At 59.2% G+C, this 24,374-nt stretch carries 17 protein-coding genes and 3 pseudogenes; 17 read left to right on the top strand and 3 right to left on the bottom strand.

Features of this window, described 5'->3' with window-relative positions:
* The first annotated feature begins 203 nt into the window (after nt 1-203).
* From QE453_RS10905 to QE453_RS10970, 14 genes and pseudogenes are all read left to right on the top strand, one after another.
* On the top strand, nt 204-1,016 hold the full coding sequence (locus tag QE453_RS10905) for a class I SAM-dependent methyltransferase (protein WP_112766101.1): 813 nt from the start codon (nt 204-206) through the stop codon (nt 1,014-1,016).
* A gap of 200 nt (nt 1,017-1,216) precedes the next feature.
* Nucleotides 1,217-2,362: an ABC transporter ATP-binding protein gene (locus tag QE453_RS10910; protein ID WP_162699350.1), complete on the top strand. Its 1,146-nt coding sequence runs from the start codon at nt 1,217-1,219 to the stop codon at nt 2,360-2,362.
* Nucleotides 2,359-3,287: pseudogene (locus QE453_RS10915) on the top strand (carbohydrate ABC transporter permease). The gene QE453_RS10910 and the pseudogene QE453_RS10915 overlap by 4 nt, the downstream one beginning before the upstream one ends.
* Complete coding sequence (locus tag QE453_RS10920) at nt 3,287-4,108, top strand: carbohydrate ABC transporter permease (RefSeq protein WP_112766102.1); 822 nt, start codon at nt 3,287-3,289, stop codon at nt 4,106-4,108. Before QE453_RS10915 ends, QE453_RS10920 begins: the two are co-directional and overlap by 1 nt.
* Before the next feature lie 42 nt (nt 4,109-4,150).
* A complete protein-coding gene (locus tag QE453_RS10925; protein WP_004439693.1) occupies nt 4,151-5,443 on the top strand; it encodes an ABC transporter substrate-binding protein in 1,293 nt (430 codons plus the stop codon).
* Nucleotides 5,444-5,506: 63 nt separating this feature from the next.
* Nucleotides 5,507-6,307, top strand: a complete 801-nt coding sequence (locus QE453_RS10930; protein WP_184285202.1) for a phosphodiesterase — start codon at nt 5,507-5,509, stop codon at nt 6,305-6,307.
* Between the two features lie 295 nt (nt 6,308-6,602).
* Entirely contained in the window at nt 6,603-8,099 is a 1,497-nt protein-coding gene (locus tag QE453_RS10935; RefSeq protein WP_184285203.1) for an acetyl-CoA hydrolase/transferase family protein, read from the top strand.
* Nucleotides 8,100-8,286: 187 nt separating this feature from the next.
* Nucleotides 8,287-9,609 (top strand): alpha/beta hydrolase, encoded by a 1,323-nt coding sequence (locus QE453_RS10940; RefSeq protein WP_004439698.1) that lies wholly within the window; start codon nt 8,287-8,289, stop codon nt 9,607-9,609.
* A 124-nt stretch (nt 9,610-9,733) separates the two neighbouring features.
* Nucleotides 9,734-10,771 carry a 4-hydroxyproline epimerase gene (locus tag QE453_RS10945; RefSeq protein ID WP_112766106.1) on the top strand — a complete coding sequence of 346 codons (1,038 nt, stop codon included), beginning with the start codon at nt 9,734-9,736 and terminating at the stop codon, nt 10,769-10,771.
* Nucleotides 10,772-10,883: 112 nt separating this feature from the next.
* Complete coding sequence (gene pyrC, locus QE453_RS10950; protein WP_112766107.1) at nt 10,884-11,921, top strand: dihydroorotase; 1,038 nt, start codon at nt 10,884-10,886, stop codon at nt 11,919-11,921.
* A gap of 147 nt (nt 11,922-12,068) precedes the next feature.
* Nucleotides 12,069-12,767, top strand: coding sequence for an orotate phosphoribosyltransferase (locus QE453_RS10955; RefSeq protein WP_309777064.1), 699 nt, complete (start codon nt 12,069-12,071; stop codon nt 12,765-12,767).
* 98 nt (nt 12,768-12,865) lie between these two features.
* The gene (locus QE453_RS10960) at nt 12,866-13,792 is read left to right on the top strand and encodes a carbohydrate kinase (RefSeq protein ID WP_309777065.1); all 927 of its coding nucleotides are present in this window, start codon (nt 12,866-12,868) and stop codon (nt 13,790-13,792) included.
* A gap of 125 nt (nt 13,793-13,917) precedes the next feature.
* On the top strand, nt 13,918-14,883 hold the full coding sequence (locus tag QE453_RS10965; protein ID WP_309777066.1) for an acetylxylan esterase: 966 nt from the start codon (nt 13,918-13,920) through the stop codon (nt 14,881-14,883).
* Nucleotides 14,880-15,608: pseudogene (locus QE453_RS10970) on the top strand (esterase family protein). The gene QE453_RS10965 and the pseudogene QE453_RS10970 overlap by 4 nt, the downstream one beginning before the upstream one ends.
* Nucleotides 15,609-15,623: 15 nt before the next feature.
* Here the strand turns inward: QE453_RS10970 and QE453_RS10975 are convergent.
* The 3 genes and pseudogenes from QE453_RS10975 to QE453_RS10985 form a co-directional block, all read right to left on the bottom strand.
* Nucleotides 15,624-16,494: pseudogene (locus tag QE453_RS10975) on the bottom strand (ornithine carbamoyltransferase).
* 87 nt (nt 16,495-16,581) lie between these two features.
* A complete protein-coding gene (gene pgi / locus QE453_RS10980) occupies nt 16,582-18,207 on the bottom strand; it encodes a glucose-6-phosphate isomerase (RefSeq protein WP_022555553.1) in 1,626 nt (541 codons plus the stop codon).
* A gap of 110 nt (nt 18,208-18,317) precedes the next feature.
* Nucleotides 18,318-20,030, bottom strand: a complete 1,713-nt coding sequence (locus tag QE453_RS10985; protein WP_022555554.1) for a long-chain fatty acid--CoA ligase — start codon at nt 20,028-20,030, stop codon at nt 18,318-18,320.
* Between the two features lie 354 nt (nt 20,031-20,384).
* On the opposite strand from QE453_RS10985, the gene QE453_RS10990 reads away from it, so the two are divergent.
* The 3 genes from QE453_RS10990 to QE453_RS11000 all read left to right on the top strand — a co-directional run bounded on the left by QE453_RS10990 (nt 20,385) and on the right by QE453_RS11000 (nt 24,349).
* Nucleotides 20,385-21,431, top strand: a complete 1,047-nt coding sequence (locus tag QE453_RS10990; RefSeq protein ID WP_112766112.1) for an ABC transporter ATP-binding protein — start codon at nt 20,385-20,387, stop codon at nt 21,429-21,431.
* A gap of 152 nt (nt 21,432-21,583) precedes the next feature.
* On the top strand, nt 21,584-22,600 hold the full coding sequence (locus QE453_RS10995; RefSeq protein WP_004439728.1) for a Fe(3+) ABC transporter substrate-binding protein: 1,017 nt from the start codon (nt 21,584-21,586) through the stop codon (nt 22,598-22,600).
* 72 nt (nt 22,601-22,672) lie between these two features.
* Nucleotides 22,673-24,349, top strand: a complete 1,677-nt coding sequence (locus tag QE453_RS11000; protein WP_309777067.1) for an iron ABC transporter permease — start codon at nt 22,673-22,675, stop codon at nt 24,347-24,349.
* Nucleotides 24,350-24,374 lie beyond the last annotated feature (25 nt).

The following is a 24,374-nucleotide window of genomic DNA, read 5'->3' on the forward strand; positions in this document are numbered from 1 at the left end:
AATCTCTTCGGGTGCGCCATTTCTTTTCTTAAAAACAAGCATTGAAACACGCGATATTTCTAGCCTCGTATGCGGCTTGGATGAGCAAGTCCGTTCCGCCAGATTCCTCGGCCCCTCTGGCACGCGGCAGGACCGAACGAATTCCACACATCCCGAATATATGTTAAAATCATCCGATCGTCGGATGGCTCGGGGTGAAAGCCATGTTGGAAGCGGATAAGGTATTTGCGGGGTCGATTCCGGAAAATTACGACCGCTATATGGTGCCGTTGATTTTCGCACCTTTCGCCACTGATCTGGCGCGGCGGGCGGCGGCCTTGATGCCGGTTGATATTCTGGAGGTCGCTGCAGGAACCGGCGCCGTCACGCGCGAATTCACGTCCCGATTATTGCCTGCCGCCAGCTATGTGGTGACCGATCTCAATCAGCCTATGCTCGACTTTGCCGCGTCGCAGCAGGCACCGGATCACCGCATAAAATGGCAACAGGCCGATGCCCAGCTCCTGCCTTTTGCAAGCGCTGTTTTTGATCTTGTCTTCTGTCAGTTCGGCGCAATGTTTTTTGGTGATCGGCCGTCGGCCTATCGTGAGGCAAAGCGGGTGCTGAAGCCCGGCGGGCATTATTTATTCAATGTCTGGGATCGCATTGGGGAAAACCACTTCGCAGATGAAGTGACAAACGCGTTGGCGCGCCTGTTTCCCGATGATCCACCCCGCTTCCTCGCACGCACCCCGCATGGTTATCATGATGTGGCCGCGATCCGCCGCGAACTGGAGGATGCGGGGTTTTCCTGGGTGACGATTGAAACGGTGGCGACGCAAAGTCGGGCCGATTCGCCCCATATTCCGGCGGTTGCTTATTGCCAGGGAACGGTTCTGCGCACGGAAATCGAGGCAAGGGCCCCCGGAACACTGGATGCTGCGACAGATTACGTCACCGCAGCCATTGAAGCCCGCCATGGCAGCGGTGAGGTTACCGGCAAAATTCAGGCGCATGTGATTCTCGCCGCATTATAAGTCTGCGCCCCCAGCGATTTTCGGTTCACGGACAAGCGCGGAAATACCCATCAATTTTAGTGGTTTCGAGTAAAGGCCCATTCATCGCGGTTTTCGATTGTCCGAGATTTCCGGGCTTTCGCGTGTCATCGAACTTTCCTCAAACCTTCGTCATATTGTCATACAATATAAGCATATGCGCTTCAGAAAAGGAGCGCAGAATGACGCCACAATCACTTGAACTTTCGGGCATCGGCAAAGGCTTCGGCGCCGACGATGTTCTGAAAGAGATCGATCTTTCCATCCGCCCCGGAGAGTTTTTGTCCCTGGTGGGCATGTCGGGCTGTGGCAAGTCCACGCTGCTGCGCATCATAGCAGGGCTCGAAACGCCGGATCGCGGTTCGGTGTCCATCGGCGGACAGGATGTGACCGAGATCGATCCGAGCGACCGTAATCTCGCGATGGTGTTCCAGTCCTACGCCCTTTATCCGCATATGAGCGTGCGCCAGAACATCGCGACGCCGCTTAGGATGCGGCGTTTGCCCTTTGCCGCGCGGCTACCGCTGATCGGGCGGTTTGCGGCCCCGGCCGAAACGGTGAGAGAGATCGAAGCAGCCGTCGAGCAGGCGGCCGAGACGCTGCAGATCGCGCATCTGCTGGATCGCAAGCCGGCGCAGCTTTCCGGCGGCCAGCGTCAGCGTGTTGCGCTTGCCCGGGCACTGGTGCGTTCGCCGGCCGCCTTCCTCATGGACGAACCGCTCTCCAATCTTGATGCGAAGCTTCGCGCCCACATGCGCGAAGAGTTGGCAGGCCTGCACCGGCGGCTCGGCGCGACTTTCATCTATGTCACCCATGACCAGATCGAAGCCATGACGATGTCCGACCGTATCGCGTTGATGTCTGAAGGTCGTATCGAGCAGCTTGGCACGCCGGATGAACTCTACCGCAAGCCCGCCACGCTCACCGTCGCGCGCTTCATCGGCACGCCCTCCATCAATCTGCTGCCGGTCGAAATCGCCGCCAGCGGCAAGGTGACGGCTTTCGCCCGGGATCTTGGTCTCGAAGCCGCGGGCCGCGACGCCGGTCCCGCAACGCTTGGTCTTCGCGCAGAGGATCTGCGTCCCGGCGCGGAAGGTTTGGCCGTGCGTGTGGTCCGCAGCGAAACCCATGGCGCAGACCGCTTCGTGAGTTGCCGTCTTTTAAGTGATGAGACGGTGGCCGTAACCCTGCGACAGGGTGCCGGCGAAACGCTTGGCGCTGATGCGAATGGCGTCATGACCCTCGGTTTTGTGCCGGAGCGCGCGCATCTTTTCGCCGCCGACGGTCTCCGCCGCAAGGTGACCGTTCGCGAGCAGGTGCCGGCATGACGGCGGTTGATTTTTCTGGCGCGCGGCGCGTGCCAGCGCTCGCCCGCGGCTTTCAAAGGCCGACCGGCGGATGATCCGGCGCGGCCTGATCTTTGCGGCACCCGCAAGCTTGCTGCTTCTGGCAATCTATATCGTGCCGATGCTCGTTCTCGCCGGGTTTTCCGTCACGGATTATCAGCTTGGCGCGCTGTCCACGCGCTTTGTGGGACTGGGAAATTTCGTCAAGGCGTTTCAGGATCCGGTTTTCCTGCGTGCCTTGACGAATACGGCCATCTACGCTGCCATCGTCATTCCCTTCGGCGTGTTTCTGGCGCTCGGCGTAGCCTTGCTTGTCTATAATCGCAAGCGCAGCCGCGCCTTCTGGGAAGTAGCTTACTTCCTTCCGGTCACCGCAACGCTGGTGGCCATGGCGACCGTTTGGCAATTCCTGCTCCATCCATCGCTCGGCCCGGTGAATGCGGCGATCAAGTGGATGGGCTTCGAACCCGTCGCTTTCCTCTCCAACCCCGTTCTCCTTATCCCTACCATGGCGCTGATGGGCGTCTGGCAGATACTCGGCTTCAACATGGTGCTGTTCCTTGCCGGTCTCACCGCCATTTCGAAGGATTTGCACGAGGCGGCGCGTCTCGATGGCGCGAAGAACCCGGTGGACCGCTTCCTGACGGTGACATGGCCGATGCTCGGACCGACGACCATGTTCGTTGTGGTCACCACTTCCATCTCGGCCTTTAAGGTGTTCGAGACGGTGGCAGTGCTGACCAAGGGCCGTTTCGGATCGGAGACGTTGCTGTTCGATCTCTATCTCGAAGGTTTTGAGTATTCCAACACCGGTTATGCCGCCGCGCTGACGGTGATCTTCCTCGCAATCGTACTGGTGCTTTCGATCGGCCAGACGCTGCATATGGACCGGAAGGTGCATTATTGATGGCCGCACTCCGCAAATATCTTCCGCATCTTGTGTTGGCGCTCGGCGCTTTCCTGATGCTCCTGCCGTTCTACTGGATGGTGCTGACGTCAATCCGTTCGCCGGCGGAAATATTCAACGTTTCGCTCTGGCCGATCCCGGAGAAATTCGACGCGGCCGATAATTACAATCGCGCAGCCGGGCAAGTGCCCATGGCACGCTTCATGCTCAATGGCGTCATCGTCTGCTTCGGTATTCTTGTCGTCCAGATACTGACATCTGTGCCGGCGGCCTACGCTCTGGCGAAACTGCGGTTCCCGGGCCGCAAGCTGCTTCTTGGCCTGGTCGTCGCCGCGCTCTGCGTCCCCATCCAGGCCCTTGCCCTGCCGCTTTTCGTCGGTCTGGCAAAGACGGAGCTGCTGAACACCTATTTCGCGATGATGATGCCCTTCTTTCTCTCCGTCTTCGCCATCTTCCTGTTCAATCAGTCCTTCCGCAGCTATCCGGATGAAATCATCGAAGCGGCACGCATGGACGGCTTCTCTGAAATGGAGATCTGCTGGGGGCTTGTGCTGCGTGGTTCGCTGCCTTCACTCGCCGCCTTCTCGGTCTTTTCGCTCGTCGCCCACTGGAACGACCTTTATTGGCCGATGATCGTTATCTCTGACACCAATCTCGCGCCACCGCCGCTTGGCATGATGTTTTTCGCCGATGTTGAATCCGGCGCAAATTACGGCGCGCTGATGGCGGGCGCGACACTGATTACCGCGCCGATGGTGCTGTGCTTCCTCCTGGCACGGCGGCATTTCATCGCCGGTATTACCATGACCGGCGTCAAGTGACGCCGTTCAGACTTCCTCCTCCCAACCTCTCTGGAGACTGACATGAAACTCAACCGACGCGCTGTGATGGGCGGTCTGGCCCTTGGCATGGCTTTTGCGGGCCTCGCTCAGCCGGTTTTCGCCAACGAAATCACGCTCAATGTTCTCTACAACCTGCCGGGCTTCACGAAATTCCATCAGCCGCTGGCCGATGAATTCATGAAGAAGAACCCGGACGTGAAGATAAACTTCCTCGCTCCGGCTGCCGGTTATAACGAAGGCCAGCAGCAGGTTCTGCGCTCTGCCGTCACCGGCAATCTGCCCGACGTTTATTTCTCGGGCTACAATCTGACGGCGGAACTGGTGCACACGCTCGCACCGCGTAACCAGATCACCGATCTCGGCCCGTTCATTCAGGCTGAAGGCGGTCAGGCTTTCCTCGACAAGAACTACAGCCCGAAGATGGCGGCACTCGGCCAGATCGACGGCAAGCAGTATGGTCTGCCGGTCAACGCTTCCTCGCCGATCATCTACATCAACTCGGACCTCGTCACCAAGGCCGGCGGCGACCCGGACAAGATGCCGACGACCTTTGCGGAGCTCATCGCTCTTGCCAAGAAGATCAAGGCTCTCGACCCCAAGTTCGCTGGCATGAGCTACGACATCAACGGCTGGCCGGATGACTGGCTGTGGCAGGCGCTCATTGTCGAGCAGGGCGGCAAGCTCGTTGACGAGAAGACCAAGACCGTTGCCTTCGACAACGAGATCGGCCTCAACGCCCTGAAGATGACCCGCCAGTTCGTCACCGAAGGTGGCCAGAACCTGCTCGACTGGGATCAGTCCCGCCAGCAGTTCGGCGCAGGCCTCACCGGCTTCATCTTCTCGACGCCCGCTCACGTTCAGACGATCCAGGGTCTGGTTGGCGACCGCTTCAAGCTGAAGACGGCGACCTTCCCGCTGGACAACAAGGAAAAGGGCGGCGTTCCGACCGGCGGTAACTCTGCCGTTATCCTGACGCAGGACAAGGCCAAGCAGGATGCTGCCTGGAAATACCTGAAGTGGATCACCGGTCCGGAAGCGCAGAACACCATCGTTCGCATCACCGGTTACCTGCCGACCAACAAGCTGGCAACCGGCCCGGACTTCCTCGCTCCTTATTACGTCGAGAACCCGAATGTGAAAACCGCTTCGCTTCAGGCTGACCGTTCTCTGCCCTGGGCCGGTTACCCCGGTGGCGATTCCGTCCGCATCTGGCGCACCCAGCGTGACATCATCGGCACCGTCATGCGCGGTGAGGTGACGCCGGAAGCCGGTCTCAAGCAGATCGTCGAGCAGACCAACGCCCTGCTGAAATAATCAGCACCATCGAGAGGCTGCGGGAAATCCGTTCCCGCAGCCATTTTGCGCAGGAAGCCCCAAATGAAGATTATCCAGATCACTGATACCCATCTTCTGCTGCCCGGCGTCGCCATAAATGGCGTCGACCCGGAAAAGCAGCTGCGCGCGGCAATCGCTGATATCGTTGAAAAACACGCCGACGCCGATCTTCTTGTCATGACGGGCGATCTTTGCAATTACGGTGAGCCGGAAGCCTACGAGCTGCTCCGCGGCATCCTCGCGTCGGCCTCCATGCCGGTGCGGCTGATGCTCGGCAATCACGATCGCCGCCCGGAATTCGTGGCCGCCTTTCCCGAACAGCCGCGGGACGATAACGGTTACATCCAGTCCTTTATCGACACCGATTTTGGTCGTTTGCTGTTTCTGGACAGCCATGAAGCCGATGTCATAGGCGGCATGTATGGTGAGGATCGTCTGGCATGGCTGGAGAGCACGCTGGAAAGCGCGGGCGAGTTGCCCGTGACGGTTTTCATTCACCACCCGCCGATGGATTGTGGCATCCGCCATTTTGAACATATCGGCATGCATGATGACGGGGCTGTCATGCGCCGGCTCGTCGCTCACCCGGCCGGTGTGCGTCACATCATCTTTGGCCATATCCATGTGCCAATGGCAGGCACGACGGCCGAAGGCATCGCTTATAGTTCCGGTCAGGCCTGCGCGCATCGCTTTATCACCGATATCGACGTTGTCGATCCCCTGTGGACGGGCGGCAATCCCTGTTACCGGGTCATAAGCCTCGGCGCGTTCGGCCTGCGTGCCTATGATGTGGAAGTAGGGCAGGTCGTGCTTGGGCGGGCGCCTGTCTGCGAAGGCCCCTGACGAGTTGCTTTTTCCTCACTGCGATGACGCGAACAAGGCCTCGTCACTCCTCGCCGATCACGGCGTAACGGAAGTCTCCTGCCGATCGCAGGGCCGGCATGGTGTGAGGGCCTGCCAGCCTGTCGCGCCGATGCGTCACTTATTGTCGCTGAACGGGATTTGATACGCAGAAGTGATGGTTCCCTTCTTGCCCTTGATCTATGTCAGTTTCATCGATGAAACTGCACGCCATAGTCGCCGAATAGGTGGCCAGCCGAATGCCGTGCCATCGTGATTGCAGATCATGGAGAAGTGCATGCTCGAAAAGCGTATTCGCAACGCGTCCCTTTTGAACCGGATCGTCAGTGCCGAAGAGGCCGCCAGTCTCATTCGGGATGGCATGACTGTGGGCATGAGTGGCTTCACGCGTGCCGGCGAGGCCAAGGCGGTGCCGCTGGCGCTGGCGGAGCATGCCAAGCTGCATCCCATGAAAATCACCCTGATGACGGGGGCATCGCTGGGCAATGATCTCGACAAGACCATGGTCGAGGCGGGCATGCTGGCGCGTCGCATGCCGTTCCAGTCCGATCCGGCTTTGCGCAAGGCGATCAATGACGGCAAGGTCATGTTCATTGACCAGCATCTCTCCGAGACCGTCGAGCAATTGCGCGGCGGTCAGATTCACGGCGTCGATATCGCCATCGTTGAAGCCGTGGCGATCACGGCTGAAGGTGGCATCGTGCCCACCACCTCCGTTGGCAATTCCGCGAGCTTCGCCATCCTGGCCGATAAGGTGATCGTCGAGATCAACCTGTCCCAGCCCGAGGTGCTGGAGGGGCTGCACGACATCTTCATTCCCGCAAAACGTCCGACCCGCATGCCCATCCCGGTGGTGGCGACGGATAGCCGTGTTGGACTGCCCTTCATTCCGGTGCCGCCGGAAAAAATCGCCGCTATTGTCCTGAGTGACAAGAGCGACAGCTTCTCGACAGTGCTGCCGCCGGATGATGAAACCAGGGCCATTGCCGGCCACCTCACTGAATTCTTGCTGAACGAGGTGCGTCAAGGCCGTATGACCCACGAACTTCAGCCGCTTCAGGCCGGCATCGGCACGATCGCCAATGCTGTGATGCACGGTTTCATTGATACGCCGTTTCACGATCTCAAAATGTATTCGGAGGTACTGCAGGACTCCACATTCGAACTTTTCGATGCGGGCAAGCTGACTTTCGCGTCGGGTTCGTCGATCACCTTGTCCTCCGCCATGAATGAGCGGGTCATGCCGCGTCTGGCCGAATATAAAAGCAGGCTCATTCTGCGCCCGCAGGAGGTCAGCAATCATCCCGAAGTTATCCGTCGCCTCGGTATCATCGGCATCAACACGGCGCTGGAATTCGATATTTACGGAAACGTCAATTCGACCCATGTCGGGGGAACGCATATGATGAACGGCATCGGCGGCTCGGGGGATTTTGCCCGAAATGCCTATATGTCCATCTTTGTCACCAAGTCTATCGCCAAAGGCGGCGCCATATCGAGCGTCGTTCCCATGGTCAGCCATGTCGATCACACCGAACATGATGTCGATATCCTCGTGACCGAGACGGGCCTTGCCGACCTTCGTGGCCTTGCGCCTCGTGAACGCGCGGCGGTCATCATCGAGAACTGCGTGCATCCGGCCTATCGTGATGCGCTAACGGACTATTTCCAGCGGGCAGTCTCGCGGGGAGGGCACACGCCGCATCTCATGGAAGAAGCGCTTTCGTGGCATGGCGCCCTGCGTGAAAGGGGCACCATGCTGCCGCAGAAATAGCGGCGGATCAGGAATCCAGCCTGAGGTATCGGACGCGCCCACGCGAAATTGGGTCCGTTTGGACACACCGGGATGGAAATCATCCGCCACTTCGCTGTGGTTGCTGGCGCGTCAGTTCCGCCTCCGGTAGAAAATCCTCTCTCTCGGCAGCGACCCGGCTGCCTCAGGGTTGCAGGAGAGTGATGTAATGCCCATTCGCTTCGTCGCCATGATCGCGATTGTTGCCCTGCTTGCCGGTTGCGGCGGGCGGCCGATCGGAGTGATGACGCCAACGGGACAAACAGTGGCCGGTACGACGCCGGTGAATCTCCTTGTCGCGACGACACGCGCGCCGTCTGACAATCCTGCGGTTCTTTTCGGCGGCGAGCGGGGTACGGGGCTGAAGGTCGACGCGGTCACCGTCTCGATACCGCCAGACGCCAACCGCAAGGTCGGACAGGTGCAGTGGCCGAAGAAGCTGCCGCCCAATCCGCTGAAGGATTTCACTACCGTTGCGGTCGAGCCCATTCGCTCCGAAGCCGAGACGCGAAGCTGGATCGGCCGGCATATTGAAAAGGACCGCCGCGTGCTGGTCTTCGTGCATGGTTTCAACAACCGCTACGAGGAATCCGTCTATCGATTTGCCCAGATCGTCCATGATTCCAGAACCGATGTCGTGCCCGTCGTCTTCACCTGGCCGTCACGCGCCAGCATCTTCGACTATAATTACGACAAGGAAAGCACCAACTATTCCCGTGACGCGCTGGAAGAGATGCTGACGCGGCTGGCGAAAGACAAATCCATCCGTGAAGTCACGGTCATGGCGCATTCCATGGGCACCTGGCTTGCGGTGGAGGCGTTGCGGCAGATGGCTATCCGCAATGGCCGCGTCGATCCGAAGATCGGCAACGTCATTCTGGCAGCACCTGATCTCGACGTGGATGTCTTCAGCCGCCAGTTCGCAAGCCTCGGCAAGACACCACCGAAATTCACGCTCTTCGTTTCGCAGGATGACCGCGCGCTCAGCCTGTCGCGCCGCATTTCCGGCAATGTTGACCGTCTTGGCCAGATTGATCCTTCCGTTGAGCCCTACAGCAGCCAACTGGAGAAGGCCGGTATCACGGTTCTCGATTTGACGAAGCTGCAATCGGGTGACCGCCTGAACCACGGCAAGTTTGCCGAAAGCCCGGAGGTCGTGCGTCTGATTGGCGACCGCCTCATCGCGGGCCAGACCGTGACGGATTCCGATGTCGGCCTGGGCGAAGCCTTGGGCGCCGTCAGCATCGGTGCCGCGCAGACGGTGGGAACAGCAGCGAGCGTTGTGGTCAGCGCGCCAATTGCTGTGTTCGATCCCCGCACGCGGGAAAACTACGGCAGGCAGGTGGAGCGGCTTGGCCGCTCGGTGGAAAATACCGTGGGATCGGTGGGTGATACGGCCGGCTCCGTGGTGGACGATCAGGCGCTTCAGTCGTCAAGGATCAACTGCGATGCCGCTGCCAATCGAAACCGGGCGGAATGCCGCAATCGCTAAACTGCGATGCGTTAGGGGCCGCGGGAACGCTAAGCGCTTTTTGTCACAGAGCGTCGTCAGATTTGTATACAGCTTGTATTTTTATCTGTATGGTCGGTCGACAACCCCTTTCGGAGTAAGACCCATGCGTTGGAAACGCACCCTCCAGCTTCTCGATGTTCATTGCGAAGGCGAAATCGGCCGTGTCGTCACCGGCGGCGCGCCGAAAATTCCCGGCAATACGGTGGCTGAACAGCTTCACTGGATGAATACCGACCCAAAGGGAGAGGCGCTTCGTCGCTTCCTGACGCTGGAGCCGCGCGGCACGCCCATGGGCTCGGTCAATCTGCTTCTGCCGCCGAAGCATCCGGATGCGCACGCCGCCTTCGTCATCCTTCAGCCGGACCAGGCGCACGCCAGCTCCGGATCGAATTCCATATGCGCGACGACTGCGCTTCTGGAAAGCGGCATGGTGGAGATGCACGAACCGGAAACCGTTATCATTCTGGAAACGGCGGCCGGTCTGGTGAAGGCAACGGCCACCTGCCGCGACGGGCGCTGCGAAAAGGTCAAGTTGACCATGGTGCCGTCTTTCGTGCATGCGCTTGATGTCAGCATCGACACACCCCAATGGGGCAAGGTGACGATGGACATCTCCTATGGCGGCATTTTTTATGCGCTGGTGGATGTGCGTCAGATTGGTCTAACGATCGAAAAAGCCAATGCCGCGAAGCTGGTCTCTGCGGGTATGATCCTGAAGGACCTGGTCAACCGCGAAATGACCGTTGTGCATCCCGAAATCCCCGCCATATCGGGCGTGGCCTATGTGATGTTCCGCGATGTGGACGCCGATGGCTCCATCCGCACCTGCACCACCATGTGGCCGGGCCGGGCGGATCGTTCGCCCTGCGGCACCGGTAATTCCGCCAATCTCGCCACGCTTTATGCGCGCGGCAAGGTGAAGGTGGGCGACGAGTATAAATCCCGCTCGATCATCGGTTCGGAATTCGATGTCGGCCTTTCCGCCGTCACCGAAGTTGCGGGCCGTCCGGCTGTCATTCCCACGATTGCCGGGCGCGGCTTTACCTTTGGTCTGCATCAGGTCGGCCTCGACCCATTCGACCCATTGGCCGATGGTTTTGCCATGACCGACGTTTGGGGTCCGGAAGCGGGCAACATCTAAAGCGCGCTTCAAAAAAATGACATTTACGGCTGCCTGATCATGTCGGGCGGCTGTTTTCCCGCGACAAAAGATGCTAAGCGGGCGCAATTCCATCATGCTCCGAGGTATCCCGATGAAGTCGCTCACCCTGCGCCGCCCTGATGACTGGCACCTGCATCTTCGTGATGGCGCCATGCTGGAAGGGGTGATCGGGGATACGAGCCGTCATTTCGCCCGCGCCATCATCATGCCGAACCTGGTGCCGCCGGTTGTCACCACCGCAGATGCCCGCGCCTATCGCGACCGCATCGTCAAGGCCATTCCCGCGGGCGACAGCTTTGAGCCCTTGATGACGCTCTATCTGACCGAGGACACGCAGGCCGACGACGTGGAAGAGGGCAAGAAAAGCGGCCTGATTACCGCTGTAAAGCTTTATCCCGCCGGTGCCACAACCAATTCCCACGGCGGTGTGCGCGATTTTAACAAGGCCATGCCTGTTCTGGAGCGCATGGCGAAGATCGGCCTGCCCCTCTGCGTGCATGGAGAAGTAACAACGCCGGAAGTTGATATTTTTGACCGCGAGAAGGTCTTCATCGAGACGGTTCTGGAACCGCTGCGCCAGCGCCTGCCGGAGTTGAAGGTGACGATGGAGCACATTACCACCCGCGATGGCGTTGACTATATCAAGTCTTCCAAGGCCAATCTGGCCGGCTCGATCACCACGCATCATCTCATCATCAACCGCAACGCCATTCTGGTTGGCGGCATCAAGCCACATTATTACTGTCTGCCCGTCGCCAAGCGTGAGGAGCACAGGCTTGCGCTGCGGGCTGCCGCGACCTCTGGCGATGCGCGCTTTTTCCTTGGCACGGATTCCGCTCCGCACGTGGACCCGCTGAAGGAATGCGCCTGCGGTTGCGCGGGCATTTACACGTCCATCAATACGATGAGCTGCCTTGCCCATGTCTTCGAGGACGAAAACACTCTCGACAAGCTGGAAGCTTTCGCTTCGCTCAGCGGCCCGGCCTGGTATGGTCTGGCGCCGAATGAGGAGACGATCACGCTGGTCAAGCGCGACGAGCCAGTGTCATTCCCCGCCAAGATCGAAACGGGCGCCGGGCCGGTGACCGTATTCGATCCGATGTTCCCGCTTCATTGGGATGTAAACTGATTTTATGACCGCCGGCACTGCCGGCGGTTTTGTTATGGTCCGCCGGCACCTCGGCTGGCGCACGAAATACCGAACAAAGACGCGTGCTTTCCGAACACCGATCCGGGTTTTCGGAGCGAGAAACCAAGACCTAAAAGGAGAACGCCTATGAACCACTTCACATTCACCGATCGCGCCGTCGTTGCCGAACTGGTTGCGAAAATGTTGTGGGAAATCAAGGCGGTCCATTTTAATTCCGAAAGCCCATACACCTTCGCGTCAGGCATGAAGAGCCCTGTCTATATCGACATGCGCAAGCTCATCTCCTTCCCGCGCATTCGCTCCGCAGCCATGGATTTTGCGGCGGCGGCTGTCCTGCGCGAGGCCGGTTTCGAGAAGTTTGACTGTGTGGCCGGCGGCGAAACTGCGGGCATTCCCTTCGCCGCTTTCCTTGCCGAGCGCCTCGGCCTGCCGATGATCTATTGCCGAAAGAAGCCGAAAGGCCATGGCCGCAATGCCCAGATCGAAGGACATATGCCCGAGGGTGCCCGCGTTCTCGTCATCGAGGATCTGACGACCGCAGGTGGCTCGATGTTTACCTTTATCGACGCCATCCGTGCGGCGGGCGGCATCGTCGATCACGGCATCGCACTCTTTTATTACGGCATCTTCCAGGAGGCGGAAGCACGCTTTGCCAACGGCAATGTTAAGCTGCATTACCTGACGACCTGGCGCGATGTTCTGGCCGTTGCCCGGGCTGAAAAACTGTTCGATGAAAAGACCCTCTCCGGGGTTGAAGCCTTCCTCGATAACCCGCTGCCCTGGTCGGCAAAGCGCGGCGGTGTCAGCGAATTGCCGCAATCTTGATTTCGGATGCGGGTGGCCAGCTTGTGGCTGGCCTTCCGATCCATCTTCGTCTAAATCGATTTAAGTCCATTTGATTTGCTGTTTTGAGGAGGACCGTAATGATCCTGTGTTGTGGTGAAGCCCTGATCGACATGCTGCCCCGGCAGACAACGCTGGGAGAGGCGGGTTTTGCCCCTTATGCAGGCGGTGCGGTCTTCAACACGGCCATTGCGCTGGGACGTCTCGGCGTTCCCTCCGCCTTTTTCACCGGTCTTTCCGATGACATGATGGGCGATATCCTGCGGGAAACCCTGAGGGCGAGCCATGTCGATTTCAGCTATTGCGCCACCCTCTCGCGCCCCACCACCATCGCCTTCGTAAAGCTGGTCGACGGCCACGCGACCTATGCCTTCTATGACGAGAACACCGCCGGCCGGATGATTACCGAAGCCGAGCTTCCGGCGCTGGGCGCCCATTGCGAAGCGCTGCATTTCGGAGCCATCAGCCTCATCCCCGAGCCCTGCGGCAGCACCTATGAAGCGCTGATGACGCGCGAGCATGAAAGCCGTGTCATCTCGCTCGATCCCAATATCCGCCCTGGCTTCATCAAGGACAAGCAGTCGCATATGGCCCGCATCCGCCGCATGGCCGCCATGTCCGATATCGTCAAGTTCTCGGATGAGGACCTTGCCTGGTTCGGTCTTGAAGGCGATGAGGATACACTCGCCCGCCACTGGCTGCACCACGGCGCAAAGCTGGTCGTCGTCACCCGCGGTGCGAAAGGCGCCGTTGGCTATACGACCGGCCTGAAGGTCGAAGTTGCTTCTGAACGCGTGGAGGTGGTGGACACCGTCGGTGCGGGTGACACCTTTGATGCCGGCATTCTTGCGTCGCTGAAAATGCAGGGCCTGCTGACCAAGGCGCAGGTGGCGTCACTGACGGAAGAGCAGATCAGAAAGGCGCTTGCGCTCGGTGCAAAGGCGGCGGCAGTCACCGTTTCGCGCGCTGGCGCCAATCCGCCTTTTGCGCACGAAATCGGCTTGTGATGGGTTAGGGTTGAACCATTTTGAAAAGATGGTTCAACACGCATCACGCCGCCAAAATCGTGAAAAACCGTTATTTCGGTATTATCAAGCTTGTGTCTGCTGTTTTTTCGAGAAACAAGCGTCGCATGAGTGTTTCAACAGCCCATCCCTTTGATTTCGACCCGACCTACGGCATGCAACGCGAGCAGTTGCTTGCCATCACGCCCCCGGAAGCGCCACCCGGTTTCGATGACTTCTGGGAGAAGCGCTATCGCCGCGCGCTTGCCACTGATCCGCGCCCGGTGCTGCGCCGGAGCAAGCTGAGCGATCCCCGTTGGCAGGTCCTCGATCTGACCTACACCTCCACCGACGGTTTCCGTATCGGTGGATGGCTGCTGTTGCCGCGCGAAGGACAGGTCCGCCGCGGCCTGGTCGTCGGCCACGGTTATGGCGGGCGCGGCGAGCCTGATTTCGATGTGCCGGTGGAAGAGACAGCCGTGCTGTTTCCCTGCTTTCGTGGACTGTCGCTGAGTGCCTGTCCGCCGATTTCATCCGATCCGGCCCTTCACGTTCTCTATAATATCGAGCGGAAAGACGATTATATTATCGGCGGCTGTGTCGATGACCTCTGGATCGCGGTCTCGACGCTTCTCAGCCTTTATCCCTGGCTGGAGGGGCAGGTGGGTTATAGCGGCATCAGCTTCGGGGGTGGTATCGGCGCTCTTGCGATCCCTTATGATAAGCGTATCGACCGCGGCCATCTCGTCGTGCCGACCTTCGGCCACCGACCGTTCTGGCTGACGCTGCCAACACTCGGCAGCGCGGACGCCGTCCAGACCTATGCGAAGACGCACGCCCATGTGCTTGAAACGTTGCGCCTCTTCGATGCGGCCTGCGCGGCCGCCCGCATAAGCGTGCCCATGCTGATTGCGCCTGCGCTTTTTGATCCAGCCGTGGCGCCGCCCTGCCAGTTCGCGGTGGCCAACGCTTTGCCGCCGTCAAAATTTAATGAAATCTTCATCCTCGACGCCGGGCATTTCGATTACCCTGACAGCGCATCGCAAGATGCGGTCCATAAGGACAAGGTCAGACGGTTTTTCAAGGTGCCATGAAACGCGAATATCTCCGCTGGTATAGTCACAGGCTCCATCGCGATATGGAACTCCTGATATTCGGTCATGCCGGCGCGAAAGTGCTGATGTTCCCGACACGCGACGGGCGCTTCTTCGAATATGAGGAGTTGGGCGTCGTCGAAAGTCTTTCCCACAAGTTGGAGGCCGGCCACCTCCAGCTTTATTGTATCGAGGGTCTGGCACGGGAAAGTTTCTACGCGGGCCACAACCATCCCGCCGACCGTCTCCGACGTCACGCCGCACTCGAGGCCTATATTCTGGGCGAAGTGCTGCCGCTGATGGCGGAGAAAAATCCGCATGATAGCACCATCGTGCAGGGCTGCAGCCTCGGTGCCTTTCAGGCCGCCAGCCTCGTCTTCCGTCACCCGCATCTCTTCACCAAGCTCGTCGCTTTTTCCGGCCGCTATGACCTGACGATGGAGGTGGAGTCTTTCGGTGATCTGTTCGACGGCTATTATGACGATGACGTCTATTTCCACATGCCGAGCCACTTTCTTCCCGGGTTAAACTGCCCATGGCGGCTCGATCACCTGCGCCGCATCGACATGGTCTTCACCATTGGCGATGCAGACCCCTTTCTGGACAACAATCACCACTTAAGCCGCGTGCTTTCAGGCAAGCAGGTGGGGCACTAGATGCATGTATGGGAAGGCCGCGCGCATCGGGCGGGTGCGTGGCGCAAGATGGCGGCCCTTTATATTTGAGGCTGGAGCCCCGCCTCAGGCGAGAAGAAATTCCATCAGGGCATTCTGGGCATGTAGAAGAGAAGCTTTTGCCGACCGGCTCTGACAGGCCGGGTGGGCCATTGCGTCCGCGGTCACCTCTTGGCCACGCGAGACTGGCGGACAGGGCAAAAAAATCACATCAGGCCGCATCCTGTCGAGATGGGACGCGGATATGCGATAATCGGCCAGATGATGATTGGCGTCGGACGGCCAGGAATCGGTAATGACCACATCCGCATCCAGTAGCTCGTCCATGTCCGTGCTTGCCCGGAAGTTCGGATTGATGAGCGCGGCATCCCTGACGTGCCATTGATCCGGGTAAACCTGCGTGACCTGAATGGGCAGGGAAATCGAGGCTTCGACCCAAGAGCGTAAAATATTGGCGTCCGGTGCTACACCGACGATTTTGAGGCCGGCTTTCTGGCCCCTCAGGCTTTTCACATAGGCTAAATCACCAAGCGTTTCACATGGATGATTGAATTTTGTCCGCGCGTTGATGACAGGCGCGCGCATGTCGGCTGCAAGTGCCCGGAGTGTCGAGAGTTCCTTCGTGCGGATAATCAAAAGATCGAACCAATTGTCGAGATAACCAGCCAGATCGGCAATCTCTTCTCGGCCGTTAAAGTTGATCGGAACGGTAACGCAGGTGCCGCCCATTGCCTGGATACCGAGATCAAAGGCGGCGGTATTGCGCCAGCCGGTGTCGTCAACGATCAGCCCGACACGTTTTCCCTTGAGCGTCTGTGGCATCGTCGCCCTGTAACCAGTCCTGGGCCAGAGCGCACGCGCGGTCGATGATCGAGAAGATCGCGTCCGCACTCAGGTTGTGAAACTCCAGAAAGTCCCTGCCCGGCCGGAACGACATATGCACCTCCAAATGACATTCGATCAACGCTGCATTGAAAAAAGCCGGAAGTCGCCCTCCGGCTTTCGTAAATTGCAGTGCCTGGATTTACCCCGCCAGACCCGCCAGCGCCTTCACCAGGCCCTGCGTAGAGCTGTCATGGCCAGCGGCGCTTTCCTTTCCTTCGACGACCGGAAGCAGGCCGGTCGCCAGTTCCTTGCCAAGCTCCACGCCCCATTGGTCGAAGGAGTTGATGCGGAACAGCACGCCTTCGACGAAGACGCGATGTTCGTAAAGCGCGATCAGGCGGCCAAGCGCGAATGGCGTCAGCTTGTCGTAGACGAAGGTGATGGACGGACGATTGCCGGTGAAGACACGGTGCGGCGCAATGAAATCCGCATGTCTGTCATCCACGCCCTTGGAGGTGAGCTGGGCTTTTGCCTCAGCCAGCGTCCGTCCCTTCATCAGCGCTTCCGACTGCGCCAGGCAATTGGCGATGAGAAGCTGGTGCTGGTGGCGCAGTTCGGGCTCGAAACCGTTGGCTGCGATCATGAATTCCGCCGGGATGACGCTCGTGCCCTGGTGGATCAGCTGATAGAAGGCGTGCTGACCATTCGTGCCGGGCTCGCCCCAGACAACCGGGCCGGACTGGCCTTCGACCGGCGTGCCGTCGATGGTCACACCCTTGCCGTTTGATTCCATGTCCAGCTGCTGCAGATAAGCCGGGAAACGCGAGAGCCGCTGGTCATAGGGCAGGATCGCCCGCGTCGGGTAATTCAGTACGTTGCGGTGATAAAAACCGATCAGGCCGAGCAACATCGGCAGATTTTCACGGACCGGCGCCTCGCGGAAGTGGCGATCCATGGCGTGGGCGCCATCCAGGAACTTGCCGAAATTATCCGGACCGATGGCGATCATCAGCGGCAGCCCGATGGCAGACCAGATCGAGTAACGGCCGCCAACCCAGTCCCAGAAACCGAAGATGCGGTCGCTTTCGATGCCGAAGGCGGTAACCTTGTCCAGCGCTGTGGAAACCGCGGCAAAGTGATGCTTGACGGCGTCTTCACCCAGCTTTTCGGCGATGAAGCGGCGCGCCGTGGCGGCGTTCGTCATCGTCTCGATGGTGGTGAAGGTCTTCGACGCCACGATGAAGAGCGACGTCTCGGGGTCGATGAGCTTCAGCGTATCGGCGATATGCGCGCCATCAATGTTCGAGACGAAATGCGCCCGCGGGCCGTCATGGAAAGGTGCCAGCGCCAGCGTTGCCATGACCGGGCCGAGGTCGGAACCGCCAATGCCGATATTGATGACATCGGTAATCTTTTTACCGGTCGCGCCCTTCAGCGAACCGGAACGGATGGCATCGGCAAACTTGCCCATGGCAGACAGAACCGCGTTCACATCGGGCATCACGTCCTTGCCGTCAACGAGAACCGGCGTGTTGGCGCGATTGCGCAACGCGGTATGCAGGACGGCACGGTCTTCGGTGAAATTGATCGCCTTGCCGGAGAACATCTCCTCGCGCTTGGCCTCGACGCCGCCTTCTTGTGCAAGCTGTTCGAGAAGCGTGACGATCTCTTCATTCACGGCGCACTTGGAATAATCCATCAGCAGGTCATCGAACTTGGCGCTGAAACGGCTGAATCTCTTGTCATCGGCCGCAAAGGCGGCGCGAAGATCGGTTGCGGCTGTGCTGCTCGCCGTTGCTTTCAGTTTTTCGATGGTGGCCTGCATCTTGTGCTCCTCGGCTTCCGTGGAAGGATGAGGAAACTATTCTTTTTCAGGCGGCCAAATCAAGGCGGCTTCGATAAAAGAAAAGAGCCGGTCACCCGGCTCGATTTCGTTCAGTTCAGATTGCGCAATTCGCGCCGCAGGATCTTGCCGACATTCGATTTCGGCAGCTCGGTACGGAACTCGATGATCTTCGGCCGCTTGTAGTTTGTCAGGTTCTTGGCGCAAAACGCCTTGAGTTCCGCTTCCGTGAGCGACTGGTCCTTCTTGACCACAAAAAGCTTGACGGTTTCGCCGGAGTGCTCGTCCGGAACGCCGATGGCGGCGCATTCCAGGACGCCTGGATGGCTGGCGGCCACTTCCTCCACCTCGTTCGGATAGACGTTGAAGCCGGAGACGAGGATCATGTCCTTCTTGCGGTCGACGATCTTGGTATAACCGCGTTCATCCATGAAGCCCATGTCGCCGGAACGGAAGAAGCCGTCTGATGTCATCGCCTTTGCCGTCTCGTCCGGCCGCTGCCAATAACCCGCCATCACCTGCGGCCCACGAATGCAGATTTCTCCGACCTCTCCGGTGGGCAGGCTGTTGCCGTCCTCGTCGCGAATATCGATTTCGGTGGAAGAGATCGGCAGGCCGATGGTTCCGCTGAACTCCGTGGAATCGAGGCGGTTGACGGTGGCAACCGGCGATGTCTCGGAGAGGCCGTAACCCTCCGCAATGGGGCAGCCGACGATGGAAAGCCAGCGTTCCGCGACAGGCCTTTGCACCGCCATGCCGCCGCCGAGAACCAGAATGAGCGACGACAGATCGAGCTTGCGGAAATCCTCGTTGTTCATCAGCGCGTTGAAAAGCGTATTGATGCCGGGGAAAATATGCGGCTGATAATGCGACAATTCTTTCACAAAACCGGGAATATCGCGCGGATTGGCAATCAGCAGATTGTGGCCGCCAAGCGCAATGCCCATCAGCGAATTCACCGTCAAGGCGAAGATGTGGCAGAGCGGCAGCGCGCAGATGAAGTTGAGAACTTCCGGGCGATCCTTCTGGCCGTTGAAGGCGGCGTCCAGCCACAGGCTGATCTGAAGCTTGTTGGCCAGAAGGTTGGCATGCGTGAGAACCGCACCCTTGGATACACCCGTCGTGCCCCCGGTATATTGCAGGAAAGCAACGTCCTGCGCCGTGAGGCTGACCGGCTTCAGCGAAAATCCCTGACCTTCCTTCAGCATCGCCGTGAAGCTGATGGAGCCGGGGATGGTATAGGCGGGCACCAGTTTCTTGACCTTGCGGACCACCAGATTGACGATATGTCCCTTGAGGCCGAGAAGATCGCCCATCGCCGCGACGACCACGTGCCGCACCGCGGTTTTCGGCACCGCCTGCTGCGCCACATGTGCAAAGTTCTCCAGCACAAAAAGCGCCTTTGCGCCGGAATCCTTCAGCTGATGTTCCAGCTCGCGCGGTGTGTAGAGCGGATTGACATTGACCACCACCATGCCTGCCCGCAGGATTCCATAAACCGCAACCGGATTTTGGAGGATGTTCGGCATCATCACGGCAACCCGGTCGCCCTTTTCCAGTCCTCTGGACTGCAGCCAGGCGGCGACGGCTCGGGTTTCAGCGTCCAGTTCCCGGTAGGTCAGCGACTTTCCCATGCTGGAAAAGGCCTTCCGGTCGGCAAACTGCACACAGCTCTTTTGGAGAAGATCGACGAGGGAGGCATTGGTCGATACGGGAATTTCGGAAGGAACGCCCGGCGGATAGGAAGACAGCCAGCGCTTCCCAATGACGGCGTTCTGCGGGTGTCCCAGGGACAATTCACTCATGCTGCTCCTCCCAGAGTCTCTTCGCGCCGCGCATTCTGTGGAACGCGTGAACAGCGCTTTCAGCTGCCTGATGTTCACGAGGCTCCCGCACCTGCCGGCATCTGCCGGCGTGAGGGAACCACTTGTGACGTCACCGGATCGACTGCTCCTCCCGCTCCCCGGTGACGAATGATAGACGCGTAATCCCTTGACGTCCATCTTGTCGGCGAAACCTATTTAACTCTAACGTAAACGTCAATATTGCTGCCGCACATCTCGCCAACTCGTGATGGAAAACGCATTTTCCCCGTCTTTTTTGACTTTAATCCTGATTTGAGCGATCAACATAATTCGCAAAGCAGGGCAGGATTGGAAATGGCAGGCAGCGCAGCGCTAGAACTGAAATCGGTGGGCAAGAAATTCGGTGACACGGATGTATTGTCCGACATCGATCTGTCCGTCGAAAGCGGTGAGATCATTTGTCTTGTAGGGCGCTCCGGCTGCGGAAAATCAACCTTGCTGCGTATCATCGCAGGCGTGGAGACACCCGATAAAGGCAGCGTTTCCCTGAACGGCGCTGTCGTGGCCGGGTCTGGAGTTTTCATCGAGCCCGAAAAGCGCAATATCGGTTTCGTATTTCAGGATTATGCGCTCTTCCCGCATCTTACCGTCGAGCAGAACGTCATGTTCGGCCTCCGCTCGCTGCCGAAAGCGCAGGCCCGGGCGCGCACTGCCGAGATGATCGAACACGTGCATCTCAAGGAACTTGCGAAACGTTATCCGCATACGCTGTCGGGCGGTGAGCAGCAGCGCGTCGCGCTTGCCCGTGCACTCGCCCCGCAGCCTGGCCTTCTGCTGATGGACGAGCCCTTTTCCAATCTGGACAGGGGATTGCGTGACGATGTGCGCGAAGAGACGCTCGGTCTTCTACGCCAGCTGGGCACGACGGCAATCATGGTTACCCACGATCCCGAAGAAGCGCTTTCGGCGGGCGATCGCGTGGTTCTGATGCAGCGCGGACGGATCGTGCAAAGCGGCACGGGTTATGAAATCCACGACAATCCCAAGACCCGCTATGCCGCTGATTTTTTCTGCGCCTTCAACAAGATTGAAGGACGGGTAAGGCAGGGTCGCGTGGAAACGCCGCTTGGCCTGCTGGGGGATGCCTCCGATCTGCCCGATGGCCTCCCGGCGGTTGCCTATGTTCGGCCCAATGCGATTTCGATTATCGAAGACGCCGCGAAAGAAGGTATTGCTGGCGAAATATCGAGCCGGGTCTTCCTGGGGGAGATCGAACAGCTCGGCATCGCCGTGCCCGGATTACCAGCTGATCTTCGCGTCAGAACAATGCAGCGTACAGCCGCCAAGACGCGGGCGATACGCTTCGGAATTGATCCGAAGGGTGTGCTGATATTTACCTGAAGTTGAATGAGCGCATTTGCATGTTCGTTTTCTGCCCGTTTTCAACTCTTGGTGATCAAAAGGCGGCGGAAAATGGCGAAATAAAACTTGATTTGTATCATCATGTATGATGTCTGCTCCCCTATTGCCGTTATCGGAGAGGGAGACAAAACATGAAGAAATTTACCGGGTTCGCCCTGCTTGCCAGCACGGTTGCCTTTGCAGCCGGCGCAGCCAATGCCGCTGAACTCAATATCTATACCACCCGCGAGCCGGGCCTCATTCAGCCCCTCCTGGACTCCTTCACCGCTTCGAGCGGCGTGAAGGTCAATACCGTGTTTTTGAAGGACGGCCTTGCGGAGCGTGTGCTGAGCGAAGGCGCGAGTTCGCCGGCTGACGTTCTGATGACGGTGGACGCCGGCAATCTTGTCGATCTCGCTGAAAAGGGCGTAACGCAGGCGGTCGAATCCGAGACCCTGAGCAAGGCCATCCCCGCTGAACTGCGCGATGCCAAGGGTCACTGGTTCGCGCTTTCCATGCGAGCCCGCGTTCTGTATGCAGCCAAGGACCTTGATCTCGCTTCCTTCAATTATGAAGATCTCGCTGATGCGAAGTGGAAGGGCAAGGTCTGCATTCGCGCCGGCCAGCATCCCTATAATACGGCGCTGTTTGCCGACTACATCGCCCATTATGGCGCTGAAGACACCGAGAAGTGGCTTGCCGGCGTCAAGGAAAACCTCGCCCGCAAGGCAGGCGGCGGTGACCGCGATGTCGCCAAGGACATCCTCGGCGGCATTTGCGATATCGGTATCGCCAACTCCTATTATGTCGGCCTGATGCGCTCGGGCAAGGGCGGCGAGGAGCAGGTGAAGTGGGGCGACGCCATCAAGGTGGTTCTGCCGACCTTCAAGAATGGCGGCACGCAGGTCAATATCAGCGGCGCAGCCGTGGCGAAGAATGCGCCGAACAAGGCGGAAGCCGTCAAGCTTCTGGAATATCTCGTTTCCGACGAAGCCCAGAAGATCTATGCCGAGGCCAACTACGAATATCCGGTCAAGCAGGGCGCGGCTCTCAACGAGATCGTCGCTTCGTTCGGCACGCTGAAGATCGATAACAAGCCGCTGACGGAAATCGTATCGCATCGCAAGCAGGCGAGCGAGCTGGTCGACAAGGTCGGTTTCGACAAGTAAAGGCCAATCAGCGATAACATGTGAAAGGCGTTCGCAATTGCGGGCGCCTTTCCGCGTATTTTCCAGAAGCACATGAACCCAGACGCCACCCAGCCATTGTCACCTCGTGCCCGAGCCAGATTTTCATCCTCCTTCTGGTGGCTGTGCCTTTCAGTGCTGGCGGTTTGCGGCGCCATGGTTCCGGTTCTGGCGCTTGTCTCGCAGGCGTTGCAGGGTTCTGATGGCCTTTGGTCGCATCTGGGCTCAACCGTGCTCTGGACGGCGCTTCCGGATACGGCGATCCTTCTTGCCGGTGTCGGGCTGCTGGCAGGTATCGTCGGAACCTGTGCCGCCTGGCTGGTCACCGCCTATGATTTTCCCGGCCGCAAAATATTGGAATGGGCGCTGCTGCTGCCGCTGGCCATGCCCACCTATATCGTCGCTTACGCCTATCTGGATATTCTGCATCCCATCGGGCCTGTGCAGGGCGCGATCCGCTGGCTGCTCGGCTATTCCAGCCCGCGTGAATTCCGTCTTCCGGACATAAGGTCCATGACCGGATGCATTGTCCTTCTGGGCTTCGTGCTGTTTCCCTATGTCTATATTCCCGTGCGCGCCATGTTCCTCACGCAGGCAGGCAACCTGCTGGAAGCGGCGCGCACGCTCGGGGTCTCCAGACGCGCGGCTTTCTTCAAGGTAGCGGTGCCGCTGGCGCGCCCGGCGATTGCGGTCGGCGTCAGCCTTGCCTTGATGGAAGCGCTGAACGATATCGGCGCGTCCGAATTTCTTGGCGTCCGCACACTCACCGTCTCCGTCTACACCACCTGGGTCACGAAATCCGACCTGCCGGGTGCGGCGCAGATTGCACTTTCCATGCTGTTCATCGTTGTCGCCCTCGTGGCGCTTGAGCGCTGGGCGCGACGCAAGCAGGGCTACGCGGTCTCTGCGCAGAAAAGCAGGCAACTGGAGCCGCTGCGGCTCAATGGCCTGAAGGGTTGGGCCGCTTTCTTGTTGGGCAGCTTGCCGGTCCTGATCGGTTTTATGGCGCCAGCCAGCTATCTCGTCACCGAGGCATGGAAACGGCTTCGTTTCAACGGATTGTCCCCCCGTTTTGCCGATGAGGCCCTGAACACCATCGTCTTTGCCGGGGTGGCGACGGTGATCACCCTCATCCTCGGCCTTGTCGTCGCTTACGCCATGCGCCTTGCGCCGGGCCGTCTGTCGCTCTGGTCCTATCGTCTTTCGACGGTGGGATATGCCGCCCCCGGAACGGTCATCGCCATCGGCGTCCTGATCGCGCTCGGCGGCTTTGACCGCTTTGTCGACGAGACCATGCGCGACTGGTTCGGCATATCGACAGGCCTCATCTTCATCGGCAGTGGCGCCGCGCTGATCTACGCCTATTCCGCACGTTTCCTTACCATTGCCGCCGGTGGGGTGGATGCTGGCCTCAGCCGCATCCCGCAGTCCTTCGATCACGCCTCGCGAACGCTCGGGCGGTCCGCAACGCAGACATTCCGACACGTCCATCTTCCGCTTTCCAAGGCCTCACTTGCGGCTGCGGCACTGCTGATCTTCGTGGATTGCGTCAAGGAGCTTCCCGCTACGCTCCTGTTGAGGCCGCTCAATTTCGAAACCTTTGCCACCCATCTTTATGGCGAAGCGGCGCGTGGCACCTACGAGGAGGCGGCCATCGCAGCCTTGGCAATCGTCGTCATCGGCATGCTTCCGGTCATGCAACTTGCAAGGATCGGCCGGCGCAAGAGCTGACATCGAAGCTCCGCCGGATAAATTG

The sequence above is a fragment of the Agrobacterium sp. SORGH_AS_0440 genome, from assembly GCF_031453135.1.
Lineage (GTDB): Bacteria > Pseudomonadota > Alphaproteobacteria > Rhizobiales > Rhizobiaceae > Agrobacterium > Agrobacterium pusense.

Coding starts and splice junctions, on each gene's coding strand:
- QE453_RS10905 (WP_112766101.1), top strand. CDS start 204: ATGTTGGAAGCGGATAAGGTATTTGCGGGGTCGATTCCGGAAAATTAC.
- QE453_RS10910 (WP_162699350.1), top strand. CDS start 1,217: ATGACGCCACAATCACTTGAACTTTCGGGCATCGGCAAAGGCTTCGGC.
- QE453_RS10920 (WP_112766102.1), top strand. CDS start 3,287: ATGGCCGCACTCCGCAAATATCTTCCGCATCTTGTGTTGGCGCTCGGC.
- QE453_RS10925 (WP_004439693.1), top strand. CDS start 4,151: ATGAAACTCAACCGACGCGCTGTGATGGGCGGTCTGGCCCTTGGCATG.
- QE453_RS10930 (WP_184285202.1), top strand. CDS start 5,507: ATGAAGATTATCCAGATCACTGATACCCATCTTCTGCTGCCCGGCGTC.
- QE453_RS10935 (WP_184285203.1), top strand. CDS start 6,603: ATGCTCGAAAAGCGTATTCGCAACGCGTCCCTTTTGAACCGGATCGTC.
- QE453_RS10940 (WP_004439698.1), top strand. CDS start 8,287: ATGCCCATTCGCTTCGTCGCCATGATCGCGATTGTTGCCCTGCTTGCC.
- QE453_RS10945 (WP_112766106.1), top strand. CDS start 9,734: ATGCGTTGGAAACGCACCCTCCAGCTTCTCGATGTTCATTGCGAAGGC.
- pyrC (WP_112766107.1), top strand. CDS start 10,884: ATGAAGTCGCTCACCCTGCGCCGCCCTGATGACTGGCACCTGCATCTT.
- QE453_RS10955 (WP_309777064.1), top strand. CDS start 12,069: ATGAACCACTTCACATTCACCGATCGCGCCGTCGTTGCCGAACTGGTT.
- QE453_RS10960 (WP_309777065.1), top strand. CDS start 12,866: ATGATCCTGTGTTGTGGTGAAGCCCTGATCGACATGCTGCCCCGGCAG.
- QE453_RS10965 (WP_309777066.1), top strand. CDS start 13,918: ATGAGTGTTTCAACAGCCCATCCCTTTGATTTCGACCCGACCTACGGC.
- pgi (WP_022555553.1), bottom strand. CDS start 18,207: ATGCAGGCCACCATCGAAAAACTGAAAGCAACGGCGAGCAGCACAGCC.
- QE453_RS10985 (WP_022555554.1), bottom strand. CDS start 20,030: ATGAGTGAATTGTCCCTGGGACACCCGCAGAACGCCGTCATTGGGAAG.
- QE453_RS10990 (WP_112766112.1), top strand. CDS start 20,385: ATGGCAGGCAGCGCAGCGCTAGAACTGAAATCGGTGGGCAAGAAATTC.
- QE453_RS10995 (WP_004439728.1), top strand. CDS start 21,584: ATGAAGAAATTTACCGGGTTCGCCCTGCTTGCCAGCACGGTTGCCTTT.
- QE453_RS11000 (WP_309777067.1), top strand. CDS start 22,673: ATGAACCCAGACGCCACCCAGCCATTGTCACCTCGTGCCCGAGCCAGA.